Source organism: Prevotella sp. HUN102 (assembly GCF_000688375.1).
GTDB lineage: Bacteria > Bacteroidota > Bacteroidia > Bacteroidales > Bacteroidaceae > Prevotella.
On the sequence record NZ_JIAF01000004.1, the window covers coordinates 2163327 to 2181788 of the forward strand.

The window sequence follows — 18462 nt, forward strand, 5'->3', positions numbered from 1 at the left end:
CAATCCTCTCAAAACAATAACACTATGCTCACAGTAGAAGAACTCAACGATAAGCTCATCGACCTCGCATTCAGCGAAGACATTGGCGACGGCGACCATACAACACTCTGCTGCATCCCTCCCGATGCGATGGGAGAAAGCAAACTCCTCATCAAACAGGAAGGTATTTTCGCAGGTGTGGAAATAGCAAAGAAGGTGTTCCATCGCTTCGATCCCGAACTCGAAGTGGAGGTTTACATTGAAGATGGTGCACACGTAAAACCCGGCGACATCGTAATGAGCGTGAAAGGTCGCGAACAAAGCCTGTTGCAGACCGAACGCCTTATGCTCAACATCTTACAGCGAATGAGCGGCATCGCAACAATGACGCACAAATATCAGCAGGCACTCATCGACGCAGGCACGAAAACACGTGTTTTGGACACAAGAAAGACTACGCCGGGAATGCGAATGCTCGAAAAAGAAGCCGTGAAAATAGGTGGAGGAATGAACCATCGCATCGGATTGTTCGATATGATTCTGCTGAAAGACAATCACATAGACTTCTGTGGTGGCATACACAACGCCATTTCGCGTGCAAAACAATACTGCAAGGACAACGGAAAGGACATAAAAATAGAATGCGAGGTGCGCAATTTCAAGGAACTGGACGAGGCTCTCGCCGAAGGCTGCGACCGAATAATGTTCGATAACTTCACGCCTGAAGATACACGGAAAGCCATTCAGCTTGTTGCCGGACGCTGTGAGACTGAATCCAGTGGTGGAATTACTTTTGAAACGATGATTCCCTACGCACAAGCTGGAGTTGATTTCATTTCCTTTGGGGCACTGACACACAGCGTCAAGGGACTCGATATGAGCTTCAAGGCGGCCGGAAGCGATAAACTGCTGATTAAGTAAAGAGCCTTCAAGGGTAAAGACGTAGAAGAAATGGAAGCAACGGCTTTACCGATAAAAAGCAAATTTGGTCAGAATTGCCTGCACTCCTCACGCATTTGCAAGCAATTTTGACCAAAATCATATTCTACTGTTTTATCTTTTCCTTATATATAGCCGTCTTTTGAATTTTCAGTCAGCAACAAACTGCATCATACAAGCAGTTGCTTCTTGAACCAGTTCACTATCAATTCAATAACAGGTTGCTGAAACCAAGGATCATCGCCGTGAGAAGCACCTTCAAGCTGAATGTATTCCACAGGCACATTAAGAGCTTTCAGTCCTTCATACAGATGTTCGCTCTGCCAAATCGAGACCATATTGTCTTTCGTTCCGTGCAGAATCAGGAAGGGAGGGAGGTCTGCTTTCAGATAACCCATGGGACTGGCCCACGTCGCCCGTTCCATATCATCGTGGATATCATAGGCTTGATTCCGTCCATAGGTAACTCCATTGAGGAGCAAGGCCTCCGTAGCACTGGGCGATTTATGGTATTCGTGCGCTTCTTCGGGGAATCCCTCGTCCATCGAAGCAAGGTGGGTCGGACCGAAGATGTCGCAACAAGCCTGTGTGGCTGACGAATATTCAAGGAAATCTCCCACGTTAAATTCGTCCACATCTGACGTCATTGTAACCAAATTCGCCAAATATCCACCTGCTGAATTGCCCATTACGCCGATACGGTTCACATCAATACCGAACTGGTCTGCGTGGGCACGGAGGTAACGGATGGCTGTTTTGCCGTCGATGAGGATAGATGGAAACGGATCGGGAATGGCACGGTATTCCACGGCTGCGACCACGAAGCCCTGAAGTGCGAGTGCCATACGCAGACGACTCCATTTTCCGTAGTCGGACGTGGTAAATCCACCACCGGGAAAATAGACAACGCAGGGCTTGGGCTCGTCGGTATTGGGCACGAAAAGCGTCATGTGCAACGAGCGCGTGCCATTCTTAAAGTATTGGGCATACACCACTTCATTTACAACGTCGATGCGGGGCTGCGTAACTTCCACGCGCATCAAACTTTTAGAGTAGCAACCGTCCTTCTTCTCTATTTCCTTCATCATTCAATAACATTAATCCCGTTGGAATATATCGCGTGTATATACTTTTTCCCTCACATCATCGAGCACCGTGTCGTATCGGTTTGCAATGATAGCGTCGCACCGTTGCTTGAAAGTTTCAAGGTCATTTACCACCAGACTTCCGAAGAATGTAGTGCCGTCTTCGAGTGTCGGCTCGTAGATAATAACGGTTGCGCCCTTCGCCTTGATGCGTTTCATCACGCCCTGAATGGAACTTTGGCGGAAATTATCGCTGTTGAACTTCATCGTCAATCGGTAAACGCCAATCACACATTCCTTTTCGGTTTTGGGATTATAGCTTCCCTGCTCGTAATAATCGTAATATCCCGCCTTGTTGAGCACCTGATCGGCAATGAAATCCTTACGTGTGCGATTGCTTTCCACGATGGCCTGAATCAGATTCTCGGGCACATCCGAATAGTTTGCCAGCAGTTGTTTCGTGTCTTTCGGCAGACAATATCCTCCGTAACCGAACGAAGGATTGTTGTAGAACGAGCCTATTCGGGGATCGAGGCAAACTCCCTGAATGATGTCCGACGTGGCGAGTCCCTTTACCTCGGCATAGGTATCCAGTTCATTGAAATAACTAACCCGAAGTGCGAGGTATGTATTGGCAAAGAGCTTCACGGCTTCTGCCTCCGTCAGTCCCATAAACAACGTGGACACGTTTTCTGCCAATGCGCCTTCCTGAAGCAATTCGGCAAAGAGACGGGCAGCCCTGTCCAGCCGTTCGTCGTTGTCAGGTCTGCCTACTATGATTCGGCTGGGATAAAGGTTGTCATAGAGTGCCTTGCTCTCACGGAGAAATTCCGGTGCAAAGATGATATTATCGCAACGGAATTTCTTTCGGACATTCTCCGTGTATCCCACGGGAATCGTAGACTTGATAACCATAATCGCATCAGGGTTTACCTTCATCACCATCTCTATCACTTCCTCCACGTGTGTCGTGTCGAAGTAATTCTTTACGGGGTCGTAATTCGTCGGTGTAGCAATTACCACGAAGTCGGCATCCCTGTAAGCTTCTTCTCCATTGGTGGTAGCAACAAGCATCAGTTCCTTTTCAGCCAGATACTTTTCGATGTAATCGTCCTGAATGGGAGATTTTCTGCTGTTGATAAGGTCTACCTTGTCTTGTATTACATCAACAGCCACTACTTCGTGGTGCTGACTCAGCAATGTTGCAATGCTCAATCCCACATAACCGGTACCGGCAACGGCTATCTTTATATCGTTTTTCATATTTCCCGATTGCAGTTTAAAACTTTCTTGCAAAGTTAAGCATTTTCTTTCAAACACCTACCCGACTATAAAATAAAATACACCTGCATAATATTTCAACTATACAGGCGCATTCCGTCGGCTGTGAATCCTGTTCCCTCAACAATATTCAGACAGCCAACCCCCCATACCCGGAATGAAGAACCACGACGGGCAAGGTTCACTTCTTGCGATAATACGCTATAAAGTGCCCGAATAGATAGAAAAAGGCGCAGTAAAGAAACTCCTTTATCAATGAACCTATCGTGAAATCATAGTCCAAGAGGTAATGGTTGATAAACATCAGGATGACAAACACCATCAAAAATACAACCGCTCTCATTATACAATGTTCCATTTTTCTACTATTTTAGCAAAATCACTTCTTCCTGATTAATTTATATCCTTCCCAAATGCCCCACATTACACCAAACACAATAGCCCCAAAATACCAATCCTCACTTGCATCGGATTCTGATCCGAAAAGCCAGTCCAACAAAAAATCCACTAAAAGAGAGATACAGACACAGGCTGCAAACGTTCCGATTACGGTTGCTACAATGTATAGAATACGTCTTGTGGTCATATAGAAAATAGTATTTATAAAACGGTTTTACGATTTCTTTCAAGTTTTCATACAATAACTGCACGAAACTACCTTCAGCAGCTTCGTGCAGTTGATTTTATTACGCTAAAAGGCAATGCCTCCTAATTAACCACAGTGGTAGAACTTCTTAACGAGTTCGAACACACCCTTCTCATTGTCCTTGAGTTCAGCACGGAGATTTCCGTCGTTGAATGCGCGCAACTGAGCGATGATGCCATCGATCATAGCAGGAGAGAACACGTCGTACTGCTCGTAAACCTTGCGCTGCTTCTCCAAACGGTCGGCAGAAGCGCAGCAGCTGTCTGGCAACTGAGCCAGCTTAGCGTAACGTTCAGCATTCTTTGGATCGTGGATGTCGCCGTCAGCGAATGTTGCGTCAGCAACTTCGAGTGCATTTTCCATCTCGAAACCGTGGCGGCAGGCAACACAAAGACCAGAGAGCAACTGGTAGATGTCGGCAGAACCGTCCGGAGAACGCATTTCCACAGTCTGCTTGCTGCTGTAATCGCGAGCTGTTTCAGGTTCGATTGGGTTAGCCTTGTGGCACATATCCTCGCCAGATGTCCAACCAAGAGGAACGCGAACCAATACAGAACGGTTGCTCATACCCCAGCATACGTTTGTCGGAGCTTCCTGATGAGGAACGAGACGGAAGTAAGAAGTAGGATTCTTGTTGCCGAAAGCTGTGATACTTTCAGCCAAGTCCATCATACCTGCGATAGCCTTGCGTGCTTCTGTTGAAAGCTGGTTGCCGTCGAGCATTCTGTTCTTGCCGTCCTTCATAATGCGCATGTGGATGTGCATACCAGAACCAGCCTTTCCTACTGTGATCTTCGGAGCGAACGTGATGTCGTAGCCTTCCTGATAGCCGAGATTGCGGATAATCCACTTAGCCACCATAATCTGGTCAGCGCACTCGTTTGCAGGAACAGGGAGGAATTCGATTTCATTCTGTTCGTAGCACAAGTCCTCTTCGCTGAAGTTACCCACCTCAGAGTGACCGTACTTGATCTGACCGCCGCACTCAGCGATGAGCTTCATACAGCGTGTACGGAAGTCGTTTGCCTTAGCAAACGGAGTGCTCTCGTGATAACCCTTCTGGTCTACTGCCGGGAACACAGCCTCGTCCGGGCTGATAACGTAGTATTCCAACTCGCCCATAGCCTGAAATTCCAAACCTGTAACATCGTTGAAAGCCTTCATAGCCTTTGTCAATGTGTATTCAGGAGAAGATTCCAATGGCTGACCGTCTCTGTTGAAGAATGAGCAGATCATACAGAGAGTTGGTATTTCTTCGAATGGATCGATAAACGCTGTTGAGAAACGAGGCATAACGTAGAGGTCGCTGCTGCCTGCCTGAATGAAGCTGAAGAGAGAAGAACCGTCTACACGCTCACCAGAAGTGAGGATAGTTTCGAGATACTCAACTGAATTGAGCATAAAGTTCAATGTCTTCAGTCTGCCGTCGCCAGCAGGATACATAAACTTGAGCATCTTGATGTCAAGATCCTCCACGAGCTTCATAATGTCAGCCTTTGTGAATGTCTTTGAAGGCTTCTTCAAATGAGCCTCCACCTTGTTTGCATAAATTGCAAAAGAGTGATTTTCCATAATTGATTTATATCGCTTAAGAATTTAGTAATAACTTCTGCAAAAATAGACATTATATTCAGTATAACCTAATTTTTATCGAAGAATTTTATCCCAATGCTGGTCTATTTACATAAAATTCATAACTGACATATTGAAAGGTAAAGAATACTTGAGCACTTTGCAATACCTGCATTGGCTTTACATAGTGAAATATTCAGCTTATATCCTCAAAGGATTTGCACCGTTTGCCCGAGGCAGATTACTCAAAACAGACGCTTCAGAACACTAATTGTAACGGACGGATAAAAGCACGATTTCTAATCTTGCGAAGAATGGCGAACAATCTTCGCAAGATTGCATTGCATTTTTGCGAAGAATGGGCTGCATTCTTCGCAAGATTGGAAACTGAGTTTCTATCCTTTGATTTTCAACAACTTACAGAGTACATCTATTTTAAGAATCCACACAACGATGCAACTACAAGCTAATAAAGGAACAGACGCAACAGCACGTCGAGCCGTGAACAGGTTTACAGTCCCCAAAAGCATATCAGCGCATATTCGCCGTCGGCTTTAGAGAGAAAACAGGTTTTAATATTTGCCCGTCAATGATTTTATCCTTAATTTTGCTGCCACATTGAAAGGAACAAACCGTTATCCACATTGCCCCACTCCGCCGTTTGCGCTTACGCATACAGTGATGGGAGCACTGCCCAAAACACCATCTTATGACTGAAAAAGAAAAACAAGAGTTAGGACTGCCCTACATTGCAAGCGACCCCGAGGTGCTGAAAGACCTCTACCCCTGCGAGCAAGAATGCTACGAACTGAATCATCTTCCGCCTTCAAGGCTTGAGGAGCGCACCGACAGACTGAGAAAGTTATTGGGAAAAACGGGCGAGCATTTCAAAATCATTGCGCCCTTCTTCTGCGACTACGGCTACAACATTGAGTTCGGCGAGCATTTCTTTGCCAATATGAATATGGTAATTCTCGACGAAGCGAAAGTTACCTTCGGCGACCACGTGTTCGTTGCGCCCAACTGTGCTTTCTATACGGCCGGACACGCGCTGAATCCCGGGGAAAGGAATGCCGACATACAGTACGCGCTGCCCATCAAGGTGGGCAACAACGTGTGGATTGGGGGTAACGTTGTGGTGCTGCCGGGCGTTACCATCGGCAGCAACGTTACCATCGGAGCAGGCTCGGTGGTTACGAAAGATATCCCCGACAATGCCGTAGCCGTAGGGAATCCCTGTAAAGTGATTAAGTTTATCGAACCTTGAATGGGGAAATGGGACAAGAAGACGAAGCGAGCAAGCTGACAAAGAGGACGAACAGGTCGCTTTGTTCGCTCCTCAACTGCTCATTTCAACACATTAAACAGGCTCCCTGTTCAGATATCACGTGATATTTGGGAGAATATCACGTAATATTTAGGAAAATATCACGTAATATTTGAGAGAATATCACGTGATATTTGGAAGAATATCACGTGATATTTTTCAGCAAGTGGTTTACAGAGCTTCTGCATCTCCTTTTTTGTTTATCGAAATCCGACTGACTGATGAACGCTGCCGCCGTTTCCTCTTTTCAGAATATCCTTATAAATAAGGAGAAGATATGTGTGCCGATTTTTGTACCTTTGCAAGCCATTGGCAACACAGGCAATGCCAATCCATACAAGAACAGATTTGAAATGAACAACAAACTGATAGAGAAATACAACATATCAGTACCCCGATACACCAGTTATCCTCCCGCAAACTATTTCAGGGAGTTTGGAGAAGAGGAATACGTGGACGCTGTCATTCGCAGCAACAATGCGCGAAACGGCAACGTTTCCTTCTACATCCATATTCCCTATTGCCGCAGACTCTGCCATTACTGTGGCTGCAATTCGTATGCGATGCAGAAGGAAGACAGGATTGGTGCATACATCGACGCATTGCACAGGGAGATTGACCTCGTGGCAAGGCACATCAGTAAGGACAGGAAAATCTCGCAGATACATTATGGCGGGGGAAGTCCTACGGCAATGCCGGTCGGTGTTCTGAAAGAACTCAACGAACACTTGCTCTCCCTGCTGCCCACCATCGGACAACCCGAGATTGCCATTGAGTGCCATCCGGGATTTCTTACCCCCAAAGACTGGGAAGGACTGGCCGAAGCACGCTTCAACCGTTTCAGCATCGGCGTTCAGGACTTCGACACCGAGGTGCTCAAGGCCGTGAACCGCGAACCGTCCGCCCTGCTTATGGAAGAGATATTCGAGATACTGCGAGGCGTTGGTGCAGGCATCAATCTGGATTTTCTTTTCGGACTGCCCGGACAAACGCCCGAGAGTTTCAACCACTCCATCAGGAAAGCCGTGTCGCTTCGTCCCGACCGTCTCACCACCTTCAGCTACGGGCATTGTCCTTGGATATTCAAAAGGCAGTTGATTCTCGAGAAACAGGGACTGCCGTCGGCAGAAGACAAGGCAGAGATGTTCCGAAAGGCAAAGGAAACGCTTACCGGCGCAGGCTATCTCGGCATAGGGCTCGACCATTTCGTGCTCCCCGATGACGAATTAGCCACGGCTCTGAACACGCACAAGCTGCACCGGAACTTTCAGGGATACTGCACCAGACGCACAACGGCACAGGTTTATGCTTTCGGCGTTACCGGAATCAGTCAGCTCGAAACTGCCTATGCGCAAAATTCAAAGGCCATTCCCGAGTACATCGAGGAGGTTTCATCCGGCAGACTTCCGATAAAGAAAGGCTATCTGCTCTCTGCTCAAGAGCAAATCGCACGCGAAGTGATCGAAACCCTGATGTGCAACTATCACATTGATTGGAGCGAAATAGCCCAAAGCCTCAGCCTCGACACATCAGCCATCAAGCAAGCCGTGAACTACGACGAAGCAAGATTGAGTGAAATGCAGACAGACGGCATTCTGCGATTCAACGATGCAGAGCTGACAATGACTGAAGATGGCAATCCGTTCGTCCGCAACGTCGCAGCCACGCTCGATCCACTGATGATTAATACAACAAGGAAATTTTCTAAACCGATATAGTGAAGGAGTTAAAGGAGTGAAAGGGAGTTAAAGAAGTTAAAGGAGAGGAGTGAAGGAATAAAGGAAGAGGAGTTAAGGAAGTTAATGGAGTTAAGGAAGTTAAAGACAATACTAAAGTTTAGCAGCATCATCGGACAATACGATGGCATTGTCTTTAATTCCTTTAACTCCCCTTCACTCCTTTAACTCCATTATCCCTTAACTTCTTTAACTCCCTTTCACTCCTTTAACTCCTTAACTAAAAAACAATATATGCAACAAACACGCGAAATTATAGTGATAGGAGCAGGCCTGACAGGGCTTACCTGCGCCCGGCAATTGAAGAAAAACGGACACGATGTGGAGGTTTTGGAGAAAACCGGACGCATCGGTGGATTTATGCAGACCATAGAAGCAGACGGATTCGTGATGGAAGAAGGACCGAGCACAGGAACAATAAAGCATCCGGAAGTGGCAGAGCTGTTCGACGACCTTGCCGATGCGTGCCAACTGGAGGAAGCACACAAGTCGAGCAAGTGCAGATTGATATGGAAGGGCAACCAATTCCACGCACTTCCCTCGAATCCTGTCGGCGCAATCTTCACTCCCCTGTTCACATTAAAAGACAAATTCCGCATCCTCGGCGAACCTTGGAGGAAGCCGGGAACCAATCCCAACGAATCAGTGGGCGCACTTGCAGAGCGCAGACTGGGAAAATCGTTCGTAGACTATGCCGTAGACCCGTTCCTTTCAGGCGTCTATGCCGGCGATCCATACAAACTTCCCACGCGTCTGGCACTTCCAAAGCTCTACAATCTCGAACAGACCTACGGCGGATTCATCAGAGGAAGCATCGCATTGAGCAAAAAGCAGAAGACCGAAAGAGAGAAGCGTGCCACCAAAGCCGTATTCTCCACAAGGGGAGGATTCGGAAATCTGGTGCAGGCATTGGGCAACGCCATCGGTTCGGAGCGCATTTCGCTGAACTGCGACGGGCTTACCATCACGCCTTTCGGCAACAAGTGGAAACTCACTTGGGGAGAAGAAGAGAGAATTGCCGACGAGATTATCACTACCTGTCCGTCTTACGAGCTTCCGAAGCTCCTGCCCTTCCTTTCAGAAGAACAGACAAAGAACTTGGACAATCTCTATTATGCCCCCGTGATTGAAATAGGCGTGGGCATCAGGGACACGAAGGGTACGGACTGGAAAGCCTTCGGAGGTCTCGTGCCGTCAAAGGAAAAGCAACAGATTCTGGGCATACTGATGCCGTCGGCGTGCTTTGCAAACCGTGCGCCGGAGGGTGGAGCAAACTTCGCCTACTTCTTAGGTGGTGCCCGACACACGGAATATCTCGAGAAGTCGGACGAGGAACTCACGCAAATCGTGAACGAATCCCTGCACCGAATGCTGAAGTTTCCCGAAGGAACAAAGGCAGATGTCATCAGAATATTCCGACACGCACGCGCCATTCCCCAGTATATGGAGGAAACGGACACACGACTGGGCACCATTCAGGAGGTTGAAACGCAATATCCCTCACTCCATATTGCCGGAAACATCAGGGACGGAATAGGAATGGGCGACAGAATAAAGCAGGCCGTTGATGTGGCAAACTCCATCAGCAAGCGATAATTATCCCTCGACAATAATATACCTGAGTTCACACTTATCCCGAACACGGAAAGATACAAGGCTACAAGTTGATAAGGTTACAGGCAAATACCCCCTGACACAGATGAAAAGGACTTACAACATTCTGGTTACTGCGCCGAAAGGATATTCCAAAAGGTTTTGTGATGCCCTGCGAACGGCTTCGAGGGAGGGGAATATCGTGCTGGATCCGATTGCCATTCCGTTGATTGCAACCGAGATTTTCGACGCTGACGATGCAACTAACACGCTCATCGGCAGTCTGAACAGCTTCGACTATGTAATATTCACGAGCCGAAAAGCCATCGAGGCAATGGCGAGATTCCGAGAGAAAGCTCCTTTCCGCTTCTCCGATACTATTGGTTACGCAAGCATCGGGAAAGACGTGGAGTATATGAAAAGCGCATTAAACCTTCCGCCGTGCTTCGCCAACAGCGAACCGAGCCTTATGGGTATTGCAAAAGAGCTTGAAAAGACAGGCAATCACATCGGAAAACGTGTGGCAGTATTAGGTCCGAGAGTGGAAGGAATCCGAGAACCAAGCACCGTTCCCGACTTCATTGCATCGTTACGGCACATTGATACAAAGCCAACTTTCATATCCGTTTACAAGACCTGCAAGGCGAACGCTACTGCCTTGAACAAAGTGCGACACGCCATCACAAGCAAAATTGACTGCGTTGCCTTTACCAGTGGGGCTGAAGCGCAGGTGTATCGTGAGTTGATGGAAGGCTTACCTGTCAATAAGAAGGAAATGAAACCTACCCTCACAGCCTGTTTCGGTCCCTATACTGCCAAATGCGCAGAGGAAGAAGGCTTGCAGATAGACTTCATTTCAAAGGATTTCGGTTCGTTCGAAGCATTTGCTACAAATCTGAAATCGTATCTTTCTTCGCTTTGAAGAAGTGGAGAATGTAGATCAGGCTGATTGCAGAAACAGCTATTTCCACCACATAAATCCCCTCATAGCCGAACCACTGCCCGATGCTTCCCGACGCAACGGCAATGAACATACCACTCAAATGAGAGATGACCACCTGCACGGTAAAGTCGGTTCCCTCTCTTCCGGGACGAACACACTGCATAGATGAGGTATAGACCACCACCGTTGCCAGTCCGTAGCAGGCCTGAACATAGATAATTCCGATGAGGAAAGCAACCTTGCTGAACGGAAAGAAACTCAAAAGCAGAAAGTAACAGGGGGCTGAGAGAATGCAGACAGCAAAGAGAACGCGTGCCCTGTGCAATCCGATTCTGCGCAACAGCACGCCCGAGAACCACGCACAGACGAAAGAACTCGCCGTGCCTACGATGCCGATGAGAAATCCTATCTCTTTCATTGAATAGCCGTGATCAACAAGGTACGGGCGGAGCGTGGATATAATGCCGATGATGCCCATATAATAGAGCATCAGGAAACCTATCTGCGGCCACACGCTCCGCTGCGAGAAGAACCAGATGAAGTCTGCCAGCTTCGCCTTGTTCTCGGGTTTCTTCGCCTCTATCGTGATATGCCTGTTGAGCAGAAGCGGAATGAGCATCAGCAGAACAAACAATGCCAGACAGGGCACCACCACGTGCCACCCATAGCTATGGAGCACCATCAGCAGCAGTCCGCTTCCTATCAGCGTGCCTCCGAAACTTCCCATCGACTGCATACTGTTCAGCAGGCTTCGGTCCTGTTTTCTGAACGACAGGATAGCCAATGCGTCCGTGGCAATATCCTGTGTAGACGATGCAAGCATAGAGATGAAGAACAGAATCAGAATGAGCAACAAATCGGACTTCACGTCGAAGAATCCCGTAAACAGCAATGCCAGTGCATAGACAGCCTCACAGGAAATGATGGTTTTCTTGTAATCGCCCACCGTCAGGCAATGCCTGTCTACCAACGGCGACCAAAGGAACTTGACGAGCCACGGCAGCCGCACGAGATTCAGCAGTCCGATTACTGCCAGACTGTATTTTCCCTCGCGCATCGTTACCTGCAAGGCAGTCATCATAAACGACGAGGGCACGAATTGCGCAATATAGAGAGCCAGAAATGTTCCCAAACTCATTATGCGCCCATTATTGTTTTCTGAATTGTTCATTGCCATTTCATTTCTCTTTTTCTGTTGTTTTCCCGTGCATATCAAGCAGTTTCATAGCCTTGTTCTCCCTATCGGAAAACCTGTTCACTCATCGGTTTTGCAAGTAACCGAAGAATGCGCTGCAATCTTCGCAAAAACGTAGCGCAATCTTCGCAAAAACGGACTGCATTCTTCGCAAGATTGGAAAGCGACTTTGTATCCATTGATTTTCAAACACTTACAAACGGTATGTTTCTGACGCATTGCACGACCGTGAATTGCTGTCCGATGAAAACTTAAAACAGGCGCAATGGTCTGCCGTCTGTGCCAAAGATGCTGAAAAACCACTCCGTTTCCCTGAACTTCTATCCCCCATCAAGAATACCTAAAGGCTTCTCGATGGGGGAATATCGCGTGAATGAAATTCTCTTTCTGTTAAAAGTTCACTGCAACGGAAGTTCCGAATGTAAGAGGTTTGCCCTTCTGCGCATAGTTTGTTGCGCCCGACTTGAATCCGTAAGCGATGTAATCTGTGTTGGTAAGGTTCTTTCCCCATACTTCCCACGTGAAGATGCCCTTCGTGAGGCTTACCTTCGCATTGAGAAGCGCATAGAAGTTCTGGCTTACCACGTTGTCGTCGACCCAGTAAATTCTGCCGATGCCGGTCATACCTGCGCTGAACACAACCTTATCGAGCCATCCTGTCGGCAAGATGGTGTAGCTGCCGTTCAGAGCCAGCGTGTGGTTCGGCACCATCGGAAGCCTATGTCCTGAATAATCTTCCTTCTGGCTCTTGTGGTAGTCGAGATAGCGGGCGTGGGTATAGCCATAGCTGAGGTTGAGCTGCATACCCTTGACAGGACGATAGCCGAGCGAGAGTTCCAAACCTTTGCTGTCCGTATGGCCTGCATTCGTCATCACGTTTCCAACACCGGGTATCGTGTAGGTAGTCTGCATGTGCCGCCAGTCTATATAGAACAGATCCAGTTCTGTAAAGAGCCTTCCGTCGAGGAAGTTCACACGTGCTCCCACCTCATAGTTCCAACTGTATTCAGGCTCATAGGAGCGTTCGTGGTCTTCCTTGAAGCTGTTGTTGAATCCACCCGGCTTATAACCGCGCGTGATGCTCGCATAGTAGAGATTGTTTTCCGTGGTCAGATACTGGAGCGTGAACTTCGGAGTGAACTGACGGAAGTTTGCCTTGCTCTCGTGGTCGGCAAGATGTTTCCATTCCCCCGTCTTCAGGTTCAGGCTTTCTCTGTTGTAATTGGTCTTTGCGTGATCATAGTCGAAGCGCAGACCAACGGTGGCAGAAAGTCCTCTCCATATATTATAGGAACTCTGATGGTAGAGTGCGAACGATTCCGTGGGAATGCTGTAATCGGTCGGCGTAGCCATTCCGGCCGAGTGCATAGTGTTCTGAATGAATTGATTCGAGCCGAACAACATTCCGAAGGCTCCCACAATCCACTGATAACGGCTGTCGCTGTTCGACTTCAGCGTAAATTCCTGCGAAAGCATATTCTGATGATAGTCGTTGTCCACGAAATACTTGTCGGCAATGGTGAAATCCTGATCGATTCCCATATGCGTCTTGATGTACTGATAGGATGTCTGGCTGTTGAAACTTATCTTCTCGTTCTCATATCGGGCATTGAATCCGGTGGTGGAAATCAGTCTGCGGAAAAGACTGTAACGGTTATAGCTGATTTCCTCCACCTTGTCGTTCTCCACATCATACGGCGCATAGGGATAACCTCCCTGATCGCTGTAAGCCAGAGTGGTGTTCAGGCGCAGCATCCATTGCTGCGAGGGTTTCCAGTAGAGTCCCAGGCGTCCCTCGCCTTCGTCGATGTCGTCCACTTTTTCGCCAAGATGGGCATTATTGAACATACCGTCGTTGTGATGATAAGAGCCTGCCACCGAGAAACCGAAGCTGTCGCTGAGCTTCGTATAGTTGGATGCCTGTGCAGTAAAGTCGTTGAACCTTCCGTAACCGAGCTTTACACGTGTATTCTGATACTCCAAAGGATTATGGGTGTAAACATTCACGATGCCACCAATGGCATTTCGCCCATAGAGCGTGCCTTGCGGACCTCGGAAAACATCCACGGCGGCGACGTCGCTGAGGTCGATGTCGAATGCCGATGACTCGAAATGAGGCACGCCGTCCACATAATAACCCACCGAAGAACCCTTCACCTTCGTGCCGATACCACGCACAAAGACCGGCGTATTGGCACGAGAGCCATAGTCCGGCATATAGAAATTAGGCATAACGGCCGTCAATTCCTTCGGACTCAGAATCTGTTGGGTCTGCAACATTCTTACATCTGCTCTCGAAACAGAGACAGGTGTAAGATTCTTTTGGTTCTGCTTGAAGTCGTTTACCACGACCTCATCCATAGACACACTTCTAAACGTACTGGAATCATTGGGAATGTCTGGTGTGCCACTCATCGCAAGTGACAGCAATAGCAATTCGTTCAACATAAAAATCTTGTTTCTTTCTGATAATTTCGCCTGCAAAGGTACGCCGTTTATGCTTTTTTCACAATCCTTATTTATTAGGAAATTGGAAAGAAATACAGCAGACCGCCGACCAATAGGATGAAATAGACCTTCACTACATCGGGTCTTTTTCCGTTGCAGCAGTTTCCAGTTGCTTGGAAATTTCAAGGAAAGCCGTTACAATAAAAGGAAGAACATTGGCTATCGCAACAATGACGAAAAACTTGCGATAGCCCAGATATTCCTGCAAACTGCCTGTAAACCATCCCGACATCATCAACGAGAAGGCCGCAACGGCACTTGCCATCGAGAACTTGAAAGTGGAGTATTTTCCCTGTGAGGAATAAATAAGGAAAAGAATATAGGCAGTGATGCCGAAACCGAAGCCGAACTGCTCAATTCCCACACATATATTAATAATGGAAAGCGTGGAAACGAAATTATAGCTGAGGTAGATATAAAGCATTTTCGGCAGCGTGATGGCGCAGACCATCGGCCAGATACAACGTTTCAGTCCCCATTTGCGAATGCACGTTGCGCCAAACGCACAGCCGAAAATGGCGGCGAAAGCACCTACTGAACCCTGAACCAGCCCCAATTCCTGCGGCGAAAGGCTCAGGCCTCCGTTGCTTCCGGGGTCTATCAGAAACAACGGCGCAATGCGGAAGAACATTCCTTCGGGAATGAGGAAGAGCAAAAGGAAACAGAACAACGCCACATAATTGGGCAAACTCATAAACGTGGTCTTTGTCTCGAGCCACCAACGGCGCGTCAATCCACTTCTGACAGGAATCGAAGACTTGTCGTTCGGACGCGGAACCACCATCAGATGATAGACGAAAAGGAGCACAAAAGTGAGCGAAAGCAGCTTGAACGTAGAGTTCCACGACGTTGTTACCACTCGGTTCAGCACTTCCAGATTGCCCGCCAACACCAAAGGGATTCCCATTCCGGCAATTACCGACATCATCAGAAAAATGGAATGAATGCCGGAGAACATCGGTCGCTTTCTCGATATTGCCAATTTGCAGAAGCGTGCCACGGCAACGTCGTGTACAACGGCAGTAGATGCTGTGAGGAAAAGGAAGAAATTTGTGAGCAGTTCCCAATATTCAGAGGCAATGCTCACAGAAACGGCATACATACAGAGTGCCATCAGAGCCTCCATTGCCAACAGCCAAGTGCGCTTCGTGGCGAATCCGGAAACCACACGTCCCAAGATAGGACGCAGAATAAACGGAATGAAAAACCAAGATGTGCGCAGCGTAATCTCGCCGTTCGACAATCCCATACGGTTGAAGAATACCAACGAGACAAGGAACACGATAACGTAGGGCAGCCCTCGTGTGAAATACACCGAAGGCAGCCAAAGCCAGTCTCTTCCTTGCAAATTAATGTTCATATTCCTGTGTTCGTTGCTCTCTGCTTTTTATTCTTTCTCCCTGTCTGTGCACCTTTTCAGCCTTACCAATACACTTTATCAGCACTGCCTGTGCGCTTTATTCGTATATCTTCTTTATCTCTGCACCTTTATAATAATGGAGCAGAATCTCGTCGTAAGCGAATCCCTTGTCGCCCATCATCGCTGCACCGATTTGACAAAGCCCTACGCCGTGCCCCCATCCAGCCCCAACAAAGTGGAACTTCTGTGGGATTCCGTCTGCCAATTCACGCTTTTCTACCACGAAAGCCGAGCTGTAAAGGTGGCTCTTGCTCAATGCTCTGCGTATCTCTAACTCTTTACCGATGATGAAAGTGCGCTCTGTTCCGACGATTTTCAGGCGGCAGATGCGCCCACTTCTGCCTCGTTCGAGTGGTATAAGGTCTATAATCTGCCCGAATTTCATTCCCGTTTTCTCTTCTATCAACGCAGAAATCTCCTTCTGAGAATAGTCTTGCGTCCAGCGATAGAAGTCCTGTGTCTCCTGATCATAGTCGTTCAGCACCTGACGCAACACCTTTGCATCCTTCGTATTGCAGAAGGATTCGGGCGAAGACAATATCCATTCGCGTGCATTCGTCTCATCCGTAAGGTCGGGCAAGGGACGATTATCAGGCATCGTATCGGGAAGCAGCACGAGATACGGCTTCCTGATGTTCTCCCAACAATACTGAAACTCCTCCGTTGCACCACCACAGCACTTACTGTAACGCGCATCGCAAATCTCTCCTTCGGACATCAGTATCTCGCCGGCCGTCTGCCGGATGGCTTCCACCACGTGCTTGTTGGCAGCATTCGTAATTCCCTGATAGCGTTGGCAGTGGTCGTCGGCACAAACATCGAAGATGGTATGGTCTTCACGGTCGTACCAGCGTATGAGTTCGTCTTCTTTCTTCACAAACGAGAAGAAATTGTCGCCTCCGTCTTCGGCTTTTCTGCGCTTTTCCATCTGCGCTAACAGCCAACTGCGTGAGATAACGGCGTGCGCCTTCAGTAGTTCCAGAGACGAGGTTGCATTCATTTCGCTCGATATGACGCTCGTCAAATAGGTTTCCACAGGCAATTCGTTGATGGCGCATATCTTATCGGCCTCTACAACTAAGCGCAAAACGCCCTGAAAGGTCTGTGCCTGCTGCCGTTCCCAATGGAAATTCACACCTATCGTTACATCCTCCAACGTGAACGATGCGTTCTTATGCTTGGGCACGAAAGCCAGTTCGTGGTATCGTTCGCCATTCCAGAGAATGCTTCCTTCGGATATTTCCACAACCTGATTGCCCAAACATTCCTCCCCTTTCGCCGAATAGCCATCATTCAGACTGAAGCGCAACCTCTCACCGCTGACTATTCCCACCGTTACCATCGGTTGCTTGTCAAATTTCAACGATTCGCCGTCCACATTGGCGTATGCCTTAATCTTCGTTATCACTTCTTTCATCTGTTCAGCACCGAGCACTATCTCTTCCATTATCGCAGCAAGGCGTTCGGGCGTAATCCGTTCGTAGTCTTCCTGTCGTGGCAAGATAAGCAGGCCACCCATATCCAAGGCTCCGGGACTGATAAGATACTGCTCTTTGCCCTCTGCCGAGTAGCAGGCCGGGCGATGTTTCCTGCGTGGGAAAATCACGGAAAGATTGTCATTGCCCTCGTGCCACGCCACAATGTTCATCATAGGCTCTGCATCGTCGGGCTGCAGAGGCAGCGAATCGTACACCATTCTGAACATCCGTGCGTCGCTTGCTTCCGAACGGCTCCTGATAACGATGGCAGGATAAGCAAAATCCTTGACCAACGAGATATTTTCAGAGGCATTCAATGCGAACAACTGTTCAAGATTCCTACTCAACTGCGGCCAAGACTCCTGTAAAGGCAGCAAACCACTCGTACCGGCCTGAAAATGCAAGTGGTCCGGAGCACTCGCTCCACACTTAGGTCCGTTGTAGAAAAACATCAGTTCCGGATAAGCGTCCACCAACTGGTGCAGTTCGCCGTAATGTTCGGCTATCAACTGCAACTGATGCTCACGTGCCGGAATGGTGAAATGAACGGACAAGATGGGAAAAGGATTCACGAGAATATCGAAATTATCATTGAACCGTTTCGTCATCTGCGCTTTCGGACGATTCTTTCCACACAGGAAACACGGACGCTTGGCTATCGAAGCTTTGTCAATCTTCGCTCCCGTGCTTACCATCCGTGCCGGATTGAACTGAGCTTTCAGACTGCCCAATGCCTTTGTCTGCACCAACTTCAGATCGT

13 protein-coding genes are annotated in these 18462 nt (G+C 48.1%); 5 read left to right on the forward strand and 8 right to left on the reverse strand.

The window, feature by feature from the left end; translation table 11 throughout:
- Positions 1–24 precede the first annotated feature (24 nt).
- Entirely contained in the window at positions 25–900 is an 876-nt protein-coding gene (nadC, locus tag P150_RS0114680) for a carboxylating nicotinate-nucleotide diphosphorylase (RefSeq protein WP_028898357.1), read from the forward strand.
- A 188-nt stretch (positions 901–1088) separates the two neighbouring features.
- Here nadC and P150_RS0114685 read toward each other — a convergent pair whose 3' ends face one another.
- The 4 genes from P150_RS0114685 to P150_RS0114705 all read right to left on the reverse strand — a co-directional run bounded on the left by P150_RS0114685 (position 1089) and on the right by P150_RS0114705 (position 5502).
- Positions 1089–2006 (reverse strand): alpha/beta hydrolase, encoded by a 918-nt coding sequence (locus P150_RS0114685; RefSeq protein WP_051617649.1) that lies wholly within the window; start codon positions 2004–2006, stop codon positions 1089–1091.
- A gap of 9 nt (positions 2007–2015) precedes the next feature.
- Complete coding sequence (locus P150_RS0114690) at positions 2016–3266, reverse strand: nucleotide sugar dehydrogenase (protein WP_028898359.1); 1251 nt, start codon at positions 3264–3266, stop codon at positions 2016–2018.
- Between the two features lie 199 nt (positions 3267–3465).
- Positions 3466–3642, reverse strand: coding sequence for a hypothetical protein (locus P150_RS17740; RefSeq protein ID WP_155953029.1), 177 nt, complete (start codon positions 3640–3642; stop codon positions 3466–3468).
- Positions 3643–3996: 354 nt separating this feature from the next.
- Positions 3997–5502 carry a glutamine synthetase family protein gene (locus P150_RS0114705; protein ID WP_028898360.1) on the reverse strand — a complete coding sequence of 502 codons (1506 nt, stop codon included), beginning with the start codon at positions 5500–5502 and terminating at the stop codon, positions 3997–3999.
- A 709-nt stretch (positions 5503–6211) separates the two neighbouring features.
- On the opposite strand from P150_RS0114705, the gene P150_RS0114715 reads away from it, so the two are divergent.
- The 4 genes from P150_RS0114715 (at position 6212) to P150_RS0114730 (ending at position 11080) form a co-directional block, all read left to right on the forward strand.
- A complete protein-coding gene (locus P150_RS0114715; RefSeq protein WP_028898362.1) occupies positions 6212–6769 on the forward strand; it encodes a sugar O-acetyltransferase in 558 nt (185 codons plus the stop codon).
- Positions 6770–7182: 413 nt separating this feature from the next.
- Positions 7183–8547 (forward strand): oxygen-independent coproporphyrinogen III oxidase, encoded by a 1365-nt coding sequence (gene hemN, locus P150_RS0114720; protein WP_028898363.1) that lies wholly within the window; start codon positions 7183–7185, stop codon positions 8545–8547.
- Between the two features lie 252 nt (positions 8548–8799).
- Entirely contained in the window at positions 8800–10161 is a 1362-nt protein-coding gene (hemG, locus tag P150_RS0114725; RefSeq protein WP_028898364.1) for a protoporphyrinogen oxidase, read from the forward strand.
- A 103-nt stretch (positions 10162–10264) separates the two neighbouring features.
- Complete coding sequence (locus P150_RS0114730; RefSeq protein ID WP_028898365.1) at positions 10265–11080, forward strand: uroporphyrinogen-III synthase; 816 nt, start codon at positions 10265–10267, stop codon at positions 11078–11080.
- On the opposite strand, the gene P150_RS0114735 is transcribed toward P150_RS0114730, so the two are convergent.
- The 4 genes from P150_RS0114735 to P150_RS18220 form a co-directional block, all read right to left on the reverse strand.
- On the reverse strand, positions 11046–12278 hold the full coding sequence (locus tag P150_RS0114735) for an MFS transporter (protein WP_369793330.1): 1233 nt from the start codon (positions 12276–12278) through the stop codon (positions 11046–11048). The two genes, P150_RS0114730 and P150_RS0114735, sit on opposite strands and share 35 nt — an antisense overlap.
- Before the next feature lie 408 nt (positions 12279–12686).
- Positions 12687–14744 (reverse strand): TonB-dependent receptor, encoded by a 2058-nt coding sequence (locus tag P150_RS0114740; RefSeq protein ID WP_028898367.1) that lies wholly within the window; start codon positions 14742–14744, stop codon positions 12687–12689.
- A 133-nt stretch (positions 14745–14877) separates the two neighbouring features.
- Positions 14878–16164: an MFS transporter gene (locus P150_RS0114745; protein WP_028898368.1), complete on the reverse strand. Its 1287-nt coding sequence runs from the start codon at positions 16162–16164 to the stop codon at positions 14878–14880.
- A gap of 97 nt (positions 16165–16261) precedes the next feature.
- Complete coding sequence (locus P150_RS18220) at positions 16262–18451, reverse strand: DUF4922 domain-containing protein (protein WP_369793331.1); 2190 nt, start codon at positions 18449–18451, stop codon at positions 16262–16264.
- Between the last annotated feature and the right edge of the window lie 11 nt (positions 18452–18462).